Raw genomic sequence first — 14,036 nt, 5'->3', positions numbered from 1 at the left:
TCAGGCGGCGGCGCGGTCGGACGCCGTCTCGGGGTCGCGATCTTCGGCCCAGTCGAGGACGGTCAGCCGGTTCACCACCAGTTCCTTGGCGGTGCGTTCCTGGCCGTCCTTGGTCGCGTAGGCCGTGTCGATGAAGGCGCCGGTGACGACGGCCTCGCAGCCCTGGGCGAGCCCGCGCGCGATGACCTTCTCGTTGAGCCCCCTCGACCAGCTGACGCAGTTGACGCCGACGAGCCGGTCCTTGCCGGACGCATCGACGCCCCGCTTCTCGAGCAACCGGAAGACGGCCTTGCCGAAGTCGTCGCTGATCTGGGGGTCGGCCGCCAACCGGCCCGTGAACACCATGGTCTGCATGTCAGTCTCCTTGTGATCCGAAGCCGCCGGGGGAGCCGATCTCCCTCATCCCGCTTCACCCGGAGCCGCCCTCCCTCCGGTCTTCGCCTCGCCGGACGGGGCCTTCGTCCCGCCCGGCCGCCGTCAGGCCGCCGTCAGGCCGCCGCGCCCTCGAGGACGCTCTGGACGGGATGGCGACCCAGCACCGCCTCCACCACCTCCGGCCGGTCCACCGGTACGAAGACCCGGGGCGTGAAGGCGATGATCTCGACGAAGCAGCCGAGCGCCACGAGCGCATCGCGATCGGTGCGGCCACCGACCACCTCGATGCGCCAGCGATCCATCACGCGCGCCCGCCTGAGCCAGAGCCCGCCTTCCAACGACAGCTGGACAGTGCGGTCCAGCAGTGTCGTGGCCGTCCGGGCGCCGTCGGCCCAGGCCTCTCCCACCCCGGTCAGTCCCAGCGCGGCCTTCAGGCTGCGCGCCTGCACGCCGTCGAGCACCCGGCCCAGCCACCGGCGGCCATCCGGCGCGCGGACGCGCCGCACCGAGCACCCGCGTGCGGGCAGCCGGCCCCAGATCGGCAGCAGAAGACCCGTGGCCAGGGTCAGTTCACGTGTCCTCCAGGGGTCGGTCCCGGCGACCTCTTCGTCCCAGACGCGCCGCCACTGACCGACCTCGGCGGGCTTCCAGGCGGATTCGTCGAACGCCTTCTCGGGCAGCGTCTGGCGATCATCGGGTCGCACCAGCCGCACAGCCGTGATCAGACGGTTCTCATCGGTCGAGGTGGTCAGGCCCAGCTCGGCGATCGCGGCACGGCCCGACTTCTGGTTGATGACCAGCTCATGGGCGACGTCTTCGGCACACATCAGGGCGTCGTCGGAGGCGAGCAGCTCGCGACGGACCTTCAGCGAGAAGGTGATCAGAGCCGTCTCGGCGCCCGTCGAGACATCAGTCCGGATCACTTCCTCACCCGTGACGTCGAGTTCTTCGGCCTCGATGTCCTCCAGTCCCCGATCCAGATCGCCCGAGGCGGCCGCCCGCTCGAGTATGCCCGACAGGATGCGGTCGAAATCGGCGAACAGGGCGTTCTGGTCGGCGATGCGCAGCGCCAGCAGCCGGTTCAGGAAGGTATGGATCGGCGGCAGGTCGTCCGGCGGCTTCAGCCCGCCGTCGTCGTCGAGCAGCTTCAGGCTCGTCCTGGCCGTGAAGGTCTCCAGCGTCATCGACGCAAGCTCCCCGAAGGTCAGGGCGCCGTAGAAGACCAGCAGGGCGCGGCGCGCCCAGGGGCTTTCGAGGTTGTCCTCGGCCCGGAACAGGCCCGCCCCCGCCGTCCGGCGCTCTCCGCGCGTCAGCGCACCCAGAGAATCCAGACGTCGCGCGATCGTCGAGGTAAACCGCTTCTCGCCCTGGATGTCGGTGGTGACCGGCCGGAACAGGGGGGCCGAGGCCTGGTGCGTGCGGTGGCTGCGGCCGAGGCCCTGGATGGCCGCGTCCGCCCGCCAGCCGGGCTCGACGAGGTAGTGGACACGCCGCTGCTGGTTCCCGGCCGAAAGGTCGGCATGGTAGCTGCGACCGGTCCCCCCGGCGTCGGAGAAGACGAGGATACGCTTGCGTCCGCCCATGAAGGCGTCGGTCTCGGCGCGCGCGGCCGAGGCGCCGCGTCGCTCGACCACCCGGCGGCCGTCCCTCGCCACGACCCGACGCGACCGGCCCGTGATCTCGGCGACGGCGTCCGTGCCAAACGCCTCCAGCAGGGCGTCCAGCACCCCGGGGACGGCGGGCAGGCAGGCCATCCGCTCGATGAGCGCCTCGCGCAGCCCCAGCGCATCCTGGCTTACGACAGGGCGGCCGTCGTCCATGACCGGGACCAGGACGACGTTCCCGTCCCCGTCTTCGATCGCCTCCATCCGATGCACCGGGAAGGCCTCGCGCAGATAGTCGAGGACATATTCGCGCGGCGTCAGGTCGATGGAGAGGTTGTTCCATTCCTCCGGGGGAATGGAGGACAGCCGGCGCTCCATCACCGCCTCGTTGGTCGAGACGATCTGAACCACGGCGGATCGCCCGCACGAGAGGTCCTCCCGGATGGAGGCGACCAGGCTCGGCGCCTTGAGGCCCGCCAGCAGATGGCCGAAGAAGCGCAGCTTGGCGCCCTCGAAGGCGGAGTGGACGGCCGAGGCGGCCTGGCCACTCCGGGCCTTGCCCGCCTCGTCGCTCAGGCCCGTCGCCTTCAGCGCCTCGGCGAGGTTGGCGTGGATGAGCTGGAAGGCGTCGGCCCAGGCGTCCCAGATGCCGACGTCGTCGGCCGTGAGCGGGTGGACGAGCGGCGTGTACTCGACGCCCTCGAACGACAGCGACCGCGCGACGTAGAGGCCCAGCGCCTTGAGCTCGCGCGCCACCAGTTCCATGGCCGCCACCCCGCCCCGGTCCATGGCGTCCAGGAAATCGGCACGGCTCATGAACGGCGCGTCCGGACCGCCCCACAGGCCCAGACGGGCCGCATAGGCCAGGTTCTCGGCCGTGGTCGCCCCGGTCGCCGAGACATAGAGGACCCGGGCGTTGGGCAGCCTGTTCTGCAGCGCCAGCCCGGCCATGCCCTGGAGCGAGGCCTTCTTCGTCCCCCGCGCGCCCTTTCCGCCCCCGGCCGCATTGGCCATGGCATGGGCTTCGTCGAAGGCGATGACGCCGTCGAAGTCCTCCCCCAGCCAGGCGACGATCTGGTCCAGGCGCGACGGCCGGGCGCCGCGCGCCGGCTGGCGCAGGGTCGCATAGGTCGTGAACAGGACGCCGCGATCCAGACGAACGCCATCACCCTGTTTCCAGCTGGAGAGAGGGACGATGTCGTGGGCGCCGCCCCCGATCGCGGCCCAGTCGCGGCGCGCATCCTCCAGCAGGGCGTCGTTGCGGGACAGCCAGAGCGCGCGGACGCGGCCCTGGGCCATGTTGTCGGCGACCACGGCCGCGATCTGGCGGCCCTTGCCGCAGCCGGTCCCGTCCCCGAGGAAGAAGCCGCGCCGGAACTGCACGGTATCGTCCTGGTCGTCGCGTGCGAGCGTCACCTCATGGGCGGCCTCGCCCCGCCGGAACCGGCCCGGCAGGAAGGCCGCATGGGCCTCGCCCGCATAGATCACGGTCTCGACCTGCGCGTCCGAGATCCGCCCCTCACCGCGCAGGACGGGGGGCAGGACCGGCCGGTAGGTCGGGGCCGGCGGCGCGACCGAGGCCATCGGGCCGGACTCGACCAGGGGCGACGGATGCGGCCGGGGATCGGGCAGGACGATCCGCGCCAGGGCGTGGGCCTGATAGAGTCCGACGTCGCGACCTTCCCCCGCCCAGGGCGCCACCTCATAGGCCAGGGGCGTCGCTCCGGCGAGGAAACCGAGCCGGCCTGCAGGCAGGGCGAGGCCACGATCGCGGGGCGCCAGGACGGCCCCGGCGTCCATCGCCAGCCGCGGCCGCGGACGCGCAGTTCTCCGCGGCGGCAGGCCCGCAAGGATGCGGGCCGTCGCCTCCAGGTCCCCCGGCTGGTGCAACCGTCCGTCCCCGCCACACGTCCCGCCGCGATCCATGACCAGCAGACCTGTCTCGACGGAGGTGCCGTGCCTCGTAAAGGCGCGTGCGGGGAAGGCGACGGCGGCCACCATGGCGCCGTGCCCCGCGAGCGCGCGCCTGAGGCCGGTGTCGGCCAGGACGGTGAGGGGCACGATGGCCGCCATGCGCCCGCCGTCGGCCAGGCACCCGAGGGCCGCGACCAGATGGGTGTGGAGGTGCGAGAAGGGCGGGTTGCAGACGACCGCGTCGAACGCGCCGGCCCCGTCCAGAAGATCGCGCAGGTGGCGGCCGTCGTGGCGCCGGCGCACGGCGCCGGGGAACAGGCCGTCGAGGAGCGCGGCGCGCGCCGGCGCGATCTCGTTCAGGGTGAGGCGCGCCCCACAGGCCTCGGCGACGGCGGCCAGCAGACCGGTGCCCGCAGAGGGTTCAAGGACGAGATCGCCCGGCCGGACCTGGGCCGCAAGGACCGTGAGGGCGGCGAGCTCGGGCGGGGTCGAGAACTGGTCGAGCGCGACCTGTTCCTCGCTGCGGCGGCTGTGGGTCAGGCCGAGCGCGGAGACCCCGGCGAGAAGGGCGACGATTCCGGCCGGCGCATCCTCCAGCCGCGCGACCTGGGGCGTGAGGCGGCGGATCTGAAGCACCGTCGCCGCCTCGATGGCGTCATAGGCCTCACGCCAGGCCCAGCCGCCCTCGGCGTCCGACGCGCCGAAGGCGGTGGTCATGATCCCGGCGACCAGACGGCGATCGAGCGGCCGGGACCGCGCCAGGTGGATCGCGAGCGTGCGCGCCGCCGCAAGGAGGTTGGCGGGGGCATCCGCCGATACGCGATCGGAGAACAGGGACAGGCTGGGTTGCGAGGTCATGGCGAGGGCTCCGGCGCCTGGAGCGGAGGGCGCCTCCCTCTCGGTCCTCCAGGCCTGCCGTGCCCCGTCCTTCCTCCCCCTTTGCAGCTCCCGCCGGCCGCCGGCTCCCTGGCGCAGAGCACCCCCCGGCGGGAGGCCGGGGCGGCGCCCGGCAAGGCCTTCGATCAGGCGGCGGCGCAGCCGATCACGGCCAGGCCCTGAGGCGTGATTCCGAAGGCGCCCGCACCATCGTCGTCGCTCCGACCTTCCGGCAGGGCGCCCTCAGCCTCAGGGGGCGCGTCACCGTCCTGCGGGCTTTCGGACCCGACGGCGGGATCAGGTGCGGGATCGTTCCCATCCATCGGGGCCGCCCACGACAGGGCGGCCGGAGCCCAGCCCCGCTGCGCGGCCTGCTCCGCGACCCAGTCGACCAGCTCGGTCTTGCGGAGCGTCGTCGCCCGCGCGTCCGCCGACCCCATGGCCTCGAGCATCCCGGTCAGCAGCCCCTTGGAATGGGGCTGCAGGAAGGGTGCGTCGGGCGTCCAGTGCAGGGCGATGTCCGCCTGACACAGGGCAGCGAGCTCCGCCGCCTCGGCCCGAGCGCTGCGCCGGATCAGGTCCTTGCGCGCCTCACGGACGTCGAGGCTGAGGGCGACGAGTTCCGCCAGCAGCCCCATCTTCTCGCCATGAGGCAGGCCATGGACCCAGGCGATGACGGTCTCGCCCGAGGTCTCCCAGGCTGCGCGGCGGTCGTCGAGCCGCCGGCGAACGTCGCCGTCGAGGGTCTCGATGACCCGGCCGTTCGTCGGGTCGAACCCGGTGGCCGTGATCGCCAGGGCGGACTCGGAGCGGGCCGCGTGGGCGCGCCGGACAAGGATGGTGAACAGCCGGGCGACCAGGGCGGTCAGGGCCGCGCCCGGATCATCGGCCAAGGCGCGGATCAGGCCCCGCGTCGCCACATCGGTCCGCACGGCATGCAGGGCGTGGTTTACGCCCTCGGTGTCCGGCTCGGGCATCTCGGCCACGGGCGGCGCATAGGCGGGGGGAGCAAAGGGACCGACGGGGGGCCCTTCCCCAGCGTCGTCATCCTCGACCGCGGCTTCGGGCGTCTCGGGCGTGTAGCACCGGACGTCCACACCGGTGTCGGCCGCGGGCCAGAGCACGAGCGTCGTCACCAACCGCCCACCGCACCCGGTCTGGTCGGCGGCGATCCTGGCATGGATCATGTCGACGATCGCCAGATCGGCGACATCGGGGTGATCCCTGTCCTCCAGAGCCACACGGGCGGCCTCCGCCCGTTCGCGGACCATCTCGCTCTGGGCGCGGTAGCGGGACAGGACCTCGGCCGGAAGGGAGCCCCCGTAGACGTAGCCGAGCGCTTCGAGATCGTCGGGGAGTTCGGGCTCCGGTCCGGCGGTCACATGGACGGCCACCCCCTCCGCCTCCAGCACGCCCGCGATTCCGCGCGCACGTTGCAGCCAGAGGTCGGTCAGGATGTCGGGGTCGAGCAGGACCGGGACGAGTTCGCCGAACAGGTCGGCTTCCGTCCGGCCGCCGGCTTCGGCGTAGGCCCGGGGACTGACGAGGGCGCACCGGCGGTCCCGCGGGGTGACCCGGGCGTCGTCCAGCCGCTCGAGGATACGCCAGTCCTGGAAGCCGCGGCCCTCGAGCGCCGCCTCGGCCAGCTGCGCGCGCTCGGCCTTGTCAGGCAGACGCGCGAGCAACCGGGCCTGTTTCAGGGACATGCGGCCGATCCGGAGCGCATGGAGCGCATCCTGCGGCAGGTCGGACAGGGCGGCCAGGCGCCGGATGTCGAGCTCGGCATAGCCCAGCGCCCGCGCCATGGCGGAGATCGTCAGCTTCGACTTGAGCATGCGGCTGATCGCGGCGATGACGTCGGCGACGTGGACCGGCACGGCGGTGTTGGTCAGCAGGACCGCCGCGGCCTGGCGGGCCGGGTCCGTCTCGACATAGGCCCGGACGGGATAGTCCTCGTCGATGTCGCCGGCCTCGAGAAGGATCGCGAGAGCCAGCCGACGGCGGCGACCGTCCAGCGCCATCCAAGGCTGTTCCTTCCGGCCGCGCCCCGGCCGGACGGTGACGGGCTGCAGCTGACCGGCGGCCTTCAGGGTGGCGGCCAGTGTCGGGATATCGTCGTCCGGGGGTTCGGCCCAGCGCAGGTTCTCGCGGGCGATGCCGAGATCGCCGAGGCGGACGACGCGCTCGACAGGAGTGAAAATGACGGCGGGCGCGCCCGGCGCCGGGGTAAGGACGGGAACGAGGTCGGTCATGAGATCTCTCCGGCCGGGCGACGAGGCCATCCCCGCCGCTCCGGCGCACCCCGGCGCCCTCCCTCCCCCCTTTGCGAGGCTGCCGCGACCGCGACCTCGTTCCAGTCGCCGAAGGGCGGTTCGGGCCACGTCACGCGGACATCCAGGCCCTGGCGCACCAGGCGGCGGCGCAGCTTCGCCGCCGCCGCTTCGCCGGCCGCGCCCCGGTCCGCGGCGATCAGCACCCGGCGCACCCCGGCGGGCGGCGTCCAGGCCGCCAGGTTGTTGGCGGCCATCAGGGCCCAGCCCGGCAGATGGAACCGGTCCATGGCCGACAATGTGGTGACGACCCCTTCGCCCACGAGCATCTCTCTGGCCGCGGGCGACAGCCGGACGGCCGCGCCCGGCGGGACCTGGCCCACGGTCTTTCGACCCAGCCGCAGGCCCGTGGCGGGCAGACCGTTCGGATCGAGATACGTCAGCTCGACCGCCGTCAGGCGATCGTCCGCGTCGCTGATCCGGGCGACCAGCGCCGGTCGCGTGCGTCCCCCGCCACGGTAGACAGCAGTCGGAGCCGCGGGGTGAAGGCGAAGGTTGGAGACGCCCGCGCCGCCCACCACCGCCCGGCGCCGAACGTAGACGCCGGCCGGTCCGCAGGCGGCCGGTGCGGTGGTCCCGCTCCACAGACGCAGGGCCGTCGCGACTCGCAGACGGCGGTCGGGCCGGGGTGACGATGGCAGGCCGCGCCCGCCCCCCGTGAGCCGGCCGGCGGCGTCCAGGAAGCCCCGGGCCCGCAGGTCATCCCGGGCGGCGCGCCAGTCCGCGCCGCCGAAGCCATGGATCACGACGCGGCCGTCCGTCAGCCAGAGGGAGACGGACCGGTCGGCGGCGCTGTGGCCCGGGGCCGGGATACTGGCGCGCGAGCCTGCGGCGTAGAGGTCGCCGCCCAGGGCGGCCACGATGGCGTGAAGGGTCATGTCCGCCTCAGATCAGGCCGAGGGTCTTGAAGCTGGCCGTGCCGTCGCGCCCGATCACGAGGTGATCATGCACCTGAAGGCCGAGAGCCCGGGCGGCCTCCACCACCTTGCGGGTCATCTCGATGTCGGCGCGCGACGGCGCCGGGTCACCGGACGGGTGGTTGTGCACGAGGATCATCGCCGAGGCCGAGAGTTCCAGCGCGCGACGCACCACTTCCCGGGGATAGACCGGGGCATGATCCACGGTGCCGTCGGCGACCCATTCGTCGCGCAGCAGGTTGTTGCGATGATCGAGGTAGAGAACCCGGAACTGCTCTCTCGGAAGATGCGCCATGGCCGTCCGCGCATAGGCCAGGAGAGCGGTCCAGGACGCGATGGCCGGCCGTCGGCAAGCCTCCTCCCGGGCGAGCCGTACGGCCAGTTCGCGCAGGACCTTCAGGTCGCCAAGACCGGCGGGCCCGGCGTCGCTCGACCGCGTCAGTTCCGACAGGTCCGCCGCCGCCACCGCGCCCAGGCTGCCGAAGCGCGCGAGGAGCCCGCCCGCCAGCCGGTCGGGATCGGCGCCGGACCGGCTGAGCACGAGGGCGAGCAGCGTCTGGTCGTCCAGGGACTCGTACGCGAGCATCGGCATCGAGGGGGCGGTACGTGCCGCCTTGCGGCGAAGAGGGTCGGGGGCCGGGTCGTTGGCCGGTGTCATGGCGGTCTCCTTTTCCGCTCCACCACGGAGCGTCAGCCGCCGGCCTTCCTTTCCCCTCCGGCGGGGTTGTCTCCACCCTCCGGCGACGGCAGGCTGGGACCATGAAATGGCTTCTGATCCCCGCCGCCCTTCTGCTGTGCCCGGCGGTCGCGAAGGCCGATCCGTGCGAAGGCCGGCTGCCCGATCGCGCGGGGCAGACCTTCTCCGGGGTGGTCCGCTACATCGGCGACGGGGACAGTCTCTGCGTGGGTCCCGGCAATGACCCGTCGACCTGGATCGAGGTCCGGCTCTCGGACTTCGACGCGCCGGAGCTGCACGGTCCGCTGGGCCGGGCCGCTCGCGACCGGCTGTCGACGCTCGCGCTCAGCCGGACCCTCAACTGCGTCGCGGTGCGTGGCCGCAGCGGCCGGATCATCGTCTACGACCGGGTCATCGCCGCGTGCCGCCTGAATGGCCGAGGGGTCGGCGACCTCCTGCGGGCGGGAGGAGGCCGGGAGGGCGGAAACTAGCCGCCTCCCCGCGCCCGGCCCGACCCTCAGGCCGCCCCCTCGTCCCCGGACGGTGGTGATGATGTACGTGACCTATCCGCTGTCCCTCCGGAACGTAGAGGACCTGCTGGCCGAGCGCGGCATCGACATCCGCCACGAGACAGTGCGGCTCTGGTGGAACCGCTTTGGGCCGATGTTCGCCGCCGAGATCAGCCGAAAGCGCGTCCAGCGGATGCGATCGTTCACGCCCTGCCGGTGGCGCCTCGACGGATGACCGATCAGGTCGCGCTTCAGACCATCGCGGCGATCGCCGAGCGGGTTCGTGAAGAGGCGCCGGCTGACGGGACGCCGTGATGCGACACGGTGCGTGCGCTGAACCCGCTCCCGTCCTTGAGGGACTTCGGCGCCATGAGCGACTGGGAAGCGATGAAGCTGTTCGCAGTCGTTTTCGATACGCTGCACCTTTCCGAGGCGGTCGCCAGGGCGCCGCTCAGACCATCGCCCACGTTGTTGCGCTGAGAGACCGCGGGGATGTCGGCGATGACCAGGAGAGACGAGGTCGGCACGCGAGCCTGGCTACAGTAGATAATACGCTCCAGCTCCGACCCGCTCATTGGGCCAGGCTGGCGGGTATCGGCGGTCGGACCACGCCGCCGTTTGCGACGATGAAGGCGCCGATCAGGGCATTGTAGTGATGCGAACGCTCCAGGAATCCCATGTGGTTGGCGTTCGAGACCCGTTGCAGCTCGCCTGTCGAAGACTGCGCCCGGATCGCCTCGCCAGCCTCCAGCCTGGTGACCAGATCCTGCTCTCCCCCGATCACCAGCACCGGGCCCGTGAACCCGGCCATCGCGCCCGTGGCGTCCCAGTCGAACATCGCCAGATTGCCCTTGGCGAGCACGGCCGGCGAGTTGCGCGTTCCCAGCAGGGTCGTGTGGTCCAGCTGGCTGTAGGTCACGGAACCCGCGAACTGGAGACGGTTGGCCAGATGTGACATGCCGTTGAAATAGCTCTGCCAGGCGCTGAGCCAAGCCAAAGGCTTGAGCAGGATCGTCAGCCTGAACATCGGCTCGAGCACCGGTTTGCGCAGCGCCTGAGCCAAACCGCTCAGAATCATCGTCTTCAGCGGGTTGGTGTAGGTCGTGTTCACCAGCACAATGCCGGCGACCCGATCGCGGACCAGGGCGGGCGCGTCCCGAACCAGGGTCTGGATTGTCATCCCGCCGATGCTGTGGCCGATCAGGATGACCGGTCGCGGTGCGACCCTGACGATCAGCGTCTCCAGATCGGCGGCGAAGTTTTCCAGCGTGATGCGGCCATCCTCCGGAGCCTTGGACCGACCCACGCCGGCCAGGTCCCAGGTGATGAGCTGGTTCGGGGCCAGTGTGCGCGCCTCGGCCAGATCGCGCTTCAGGTAGCGCCAGATCGTGCTGTCCAGGCCCCAGCCATGGTTGGCGATCACGACCGGGCCCTCCGCCGCGCCGTCGACTTCCACATAGAGTTCGGCGCCCGTCGGGCTGGCCACCATTTCGCCCCGCGCACGCATGGCCCGCGTGGGGTCCGTGTCTGGCTTGGCGATGAGCAACAACATGGGGACACGACCGAGCGCGCTGAACGCCACGAGCGCCAGCGCCGTCCAGAGCCGCCAGTCCTCGCGCACCCTTATGGTCAGGCCGGGGTCGTAAACGACAAGCTCGCCGGACCACCAGGTCCACAGCAGCCAGGCCACCGAAGCGATGAGAACGAGGCCCGCGAGAGACAGAAGGGCTCGAAGAAGGGGGATAAACGGCATGACGAAGTCCTCGGCGATCGAGGCTGGCCCCCGGCTTCCAGACGAAGGCTTCGCAGCGACGGACGTTCCAGTGTCGCGCAGGCATCACAAGGGTTTGCGCCCAGGCTGCCGCGCACAACGTCGGGTGGAGCACAGAGGAACGATCTGCGCCGCGCCGGCTTCATCCGGCCTCAGCTCTTTCGGAAAACACCGCATGTCCATCATCGACAAGATCGCCGCCGCCGTCACGCCCCAGCCCAATGAGAACAAGCGCGCAGAGGCGACAACGGACGCACGCGCCGCAGCGACGCCGGGCGACTGGCTAAGCCTGGTCCTCGACCACCATGACCAGATTCGCGAGGCCTTCACGGCCGGCAAGCTGGCCAAAGGGGCGGCCAATCGGACGGCTGCGATGAAGACGCTGGCGCTCGTCCTGAACGGCCACTCCCTCGCTGAGGAAGTCGTCCTCTATCCCGCCCTTGGCGCGGCTGACGAGAAGGCGCACGCGGCGCAGGCCTATCTCGAACAGACCGTGGCCAAGAACCAGATGGCCGAACTGGAGCGCATTCCGCCGTTGCAGGAGGCCTGGCTCGACAAGTGGGAGCATATCGAAAGCGCGGTCCTGACCCACATGTATGAGGAAGAGTCCGGCTGGTTCCTCGAGCTGCACGAAAAGGGCGACGACCAGGACCGGCTGACCCTTCGTTACGCCGAAGAATACGACCGGTACGTGGGTTGATGCGAGCGGAGCAGCCCTGATGACGCGCGGCAGAGTTCTGGTCACGGGCGGGGCCGGCTATATCGGGTCCCACACCTGCAAGGCCCTGGCCCGGGCCGGCATTGAGCCGGTCGTCTACGACGACCTCAGCAACGGCCACGCCGAGGCCGTGCGGTGGGGCCCCCTGATCCAAGGCGACGTACGCGACCGGGATCGTCTGGCCGGCGCCATGAGCAGCCACGCCGTGTCGGGCGTCATCCACTTCGCCGGGCTGATCGAGGTCGGGCGGTCGATGCACCGGCCTGACCTATACTGGGACCACAACGTCAACGGCGTCGCCGCCGTGCTTTCCGCCATGCGCAGCGCCGATGTCGGGCGGTTGATCTTCTCGTCCACGGCGGCGGTCTATGGCACGCCCGCAGGTCTGTCCGCCCTGTCGGAGACCGATGTCCTGAACCCGATCAACCCGTATGGCGACAGCAAGCTGGCGGGCGAGAAGATGATCGCCGCCAGCTGTGTGGCCTTCGGGCTGGAGGCGGTGGCGCTCCGGTATTTCAACGCATCGGGCGCCGACCCCGAGGGCGAACTGGGTGAGGCGCATGATCCCGAGACCCATCTGATCCCGCTCGCCATCGAGGCGGCCTTGACCGGCTCGCGGCCATTGACGGTGTTCGGACAGGATTTCCCGACGACAGACGGGTCCTGCGTTCGGGACTACATCCACGTGGCGGATCTGGCGCGCGCCCATGTTCTGGCGCTGGGTCTGGACACCATCAGTCGCGGCTTCGAGGCGATGAACCTCGGGCGCGGACGCGGGACGTCGGTCCTGGACGTCATCGAGGCGGTGGGCCGGGCCTGCGGTCGGCCTCCCGCCTATGCGGTCGGGCCCCGACGCGCCGGCGACCCGCCGATTCTGGTGGCCGATCCGGCGCGAGCGATGAAGCGGCTGAACTGGGCGCCGGAGTTTGCCGACTTCCAGGCGATCGTGGATACGGCCGTGGCGTGGAGGCGGAGCCGGCGGTTCGACGCCTCGACCCCGCTGCCGGCGGCGGCATGACCCCGGCCCGGCCGGCGCTCTGGGGCGGGCACGAGTGCACCGTGAATCGCATCGGGGACGTCTGGAGCGACCAGACCCGTCTGACAGGCCACCAGGACCGGATTTACGACATTGACCGGTTCGCGGGCCTGGGCGTGGCGGCCGTCCGCTATCCGGTGTTGTGGGAGCGTACGGAGACCGCGCAAGGGCAGTGGGACTGGACATGGCCCGACCTGCGGCTGATCCGGCTGCGAACGCTAGACATACGCCCGATCGTGGGTCTGCTGCATCACGGATCCGGTCCGGCCTGGACCGATCTGCTGGACCCGGGCTTCGCCGAAGGTCTCGCCGAGCACGCCCGTCGGACCGCCGAACGCTATTCGTGGGTGCGGGACTGGACCCCGGTCAACGAGCCGCTGACCACCGCGCGGTTCAGCGCCCTCTACGGTCACTGGTATCCGCACCAACGCGACGAGCGGGATTTCTGGCTGGCCCTGCTGAACCAGATCGACGCGACCCGCCTGTCGATGCGCGCGATCCGGTTGATCGTGCCGGACGCCCGCCTGATTCAGACCGAAGATTTCGGGGCCACGCACGGGACGACCCCTTGCGCATCGCAGGCGCGGTTCGAGAACGACCGGCGACTGATGACCTGGGACCTGCTGTGCGGGCGCGTCACGCGGGAGCATCCGTTGTTCGACCGACTGGTCGAGTTCGGCTTCGAGGACCGACTGCGGGTCATCGCGGACGCCCCCTGCCCTCCCGACGTGGTCGGCGTGAACCACTACGTCACCAGCGATCGCTTCCTCGATCACAGGCTGGATCGCTATCCGGCGCATACGCACGGCGCGAACACCGAGCTCGCCTACGCCGATGTCGAGGCCGTGCGGGCGATGGAGCCTCGACCGGGCGGGTGGCGTGAATACCTGTCGACCCTGTGGGCACGATACGGCCTGCCCCTCGCCGTCACGGAATGCCACCTGGCGTCCGAGCCCGAGGAACAGATTCGTTGGTTCGACGAGTGCTGGCGCGCAGCGTGCGACCTGACTGACGAAGGGGTGCCGATCGAGGCGGTGACGGCCTGGGCGCTCCTCGGCGCCGTCGATTGGGACAGCCTGTTGACGAACCGGCGCGGACGCTACGAGCCCGGAGCCTTCGATGTGTCCTCAGGCCGTCCGGTTGCGGGTGCGTTCGCCGCCTGGCTCAGGGAGTCGGGGAGCAGGCGTGGCGCCGACCAGGCCTCGGACTGCGGCATTGGCTGGTGGTCGAGGGACGACAGACGCTGTTTCCACCCGGAATGCGACAACGCCGCGACCGCGCCCATGGCGGCCTAGACAATGTCGGAAAGC

At 71.0% G+C, this 14,036-nt stretch carries 11 protein-coding genes; 5 read left to right on the top strand and 6 right to left on the bottom strand.

Features of this window, described 5'->3' with window-relative positions:
- From RMO01_RS17505 to radC, 5 genes are all read right to left on the bottom strand, one after another.
- On the bottom strand, positions 1-354 hold the full coding sequence (locus tag RMO01_RS17505) for a hypothetical protein (protein WP_309630347.1): 354 nt from the start codon (positions 352-354) through the stop codon (positions 1-3).
- 134 nt (positions 355-488) lie between these two features.
- On the bottom strand, positions 489-4,751 hold the full coding sequence (locus RMO01_RS17500) for a bifunctional class I SAM-dependent methyltransferase/DEAD/DEAH box helicase (RefSeq protein WP_309630346.1): 4,263 nt from the start codon (positions 4,749-4,751) through the stop codon (positions 489-491).
- A gap of 164 nt (positions 4,752-4,915) precedes the next feature.
- On the bottom strand, positions 4,916-7,021 hold the full coding sequence (locus tag RMO01_RS17495) for a ParB N-terminal domain-containing protein (RefSeq protein WP_309630345.1): 2,106 nt from the start codon (positions 7,019-7,021) through the stop codon (positions 4,916-4,918).
- Positions 7,018-7,977, bottom strand: coding sequence for a toprim domain-containing protein (locus RMO01_RS17490; protein WP_309630344.1), 960 nt, complete (start codon positions 7,975-7,977; stop codon positions 7,018-7,020). Before RMO01_RS17490 ends, RMO01_RS17495 begins: the two co-directional genes overlap by 4 nt.
- A gap of 7 nt (positions 7,978-7,984) precedes the next feature.
- On the bottom strand, positions 7,985-8,602 hold the full coding sequence (gene radC / locus RMO01_RS17485) for a RadC family protein (RefSeq protein ID WP_309630381.1): 618 nt from the start codon (positions 8,600-8,602) through the stop codon (positions 7,985-7,987).
- 173 nt (positions 8,603-8,775) lie between these two features.
- On the opposite strand from radC, the gene RMO01_RS17480 reads away from it, so the two are divergent.
- Complete coding sequence (locus RMO01_RS17480; RefSeq protein ID WP_309630343.1) at positions 8,776-9,183, top strand: nuclease; 408 nt, start codon at positions 8,776-8,778, stop codon at positions 9,181-9,183.
- A gap of 58 nt (positions 9,184-9,241) precedes the next feature.
- Positions 9,242-9,436: a hypothetical protein gene (locus RMO01_RS17475; RefSeq protein WP_409013098.1), complete on the top strand. Its 195-nt coding sequence runs from the start codon at positions 9,242-9,244 to the stop codon at positions 9,434-9,436.
- A gap of 336 nt (positions 9,437-9,772) precedes the next feature.
- Here RMO01_RS17475 and RMO01_RS17470 read toward each other — a convergent pair whose 3' ends face one another.
- The gene (locus RMO01_RS17470; RefSeq protein WP_309630342.1) at positions 9,773-10,954 is read right to left on the bottom strand and encodes an alpha/beta hydrolase; all 1,182 of its coding nucleotides are present in this window, start codon (positions 10,952-10,954) and stop codon (positions 9,773-9,775) included.
- Between the two features lie 193 nt (positions 10,955-11,147).
- Here RMO01_RS17470 and RMO01_RS17465 point away from each other — a divergent pair, with 193 nt between their 5' ends.
- The 3 genes from RMO01_RS17465 to RMO01_RS17455 are packed head-to-tail and all read left to right on the top strand — an operon-like array spanning position 11,148 to position 14,021.
- A complete protein-coding gene (locus RMO01_RS17465; protein ID WP_309630341.1) occupies positions 11,148-11,672 on the top strand; it encodes a hemerythrin domain-containing protein in 525 nt (174 codons plus the stop codon).
- A gap of 19 nt (positions 11,673-11,691) precedes the next feature.
- A complete protein-coding gene (gene galE, locus RMO01_RS17460; RefSeq protein WP_309630340.1) occupies positions 11,692-12,708 on the top strand; it encodes a UDP-glucose 4-epimerase GalE in 1,017 nt (338 codons plus the stop codon).
- A gap of 41 nt (positions 12,709-12,749) precedes the next feature.
- Positions 12,750-14,021 (top strand): hypothetical protein, encoded by a 1,272-nt coding sequence (locus RMO01_RS17455; protein WP_309630339.1) that lies wholly within the window; start codon positions 12,750-12,752, stop codon positions 14,019-14,021.
- Positions 14,022-14,036: the final 15 nt, after the last annotated feature.

This window comes from Brevundimonas sp., from assembly GCF_031412435.1.
Lineage (GTDB): Bacteria > Pseudomonadota > Alphaproteobacteria > Caulobacterales > Caulobacteraceae > Brevundimonas.
The sequence above is the reverse complement of the archived record's forward strand: the minus strand, read 5'-3'. Positions and strand labels throughout refer to the sequence as shown.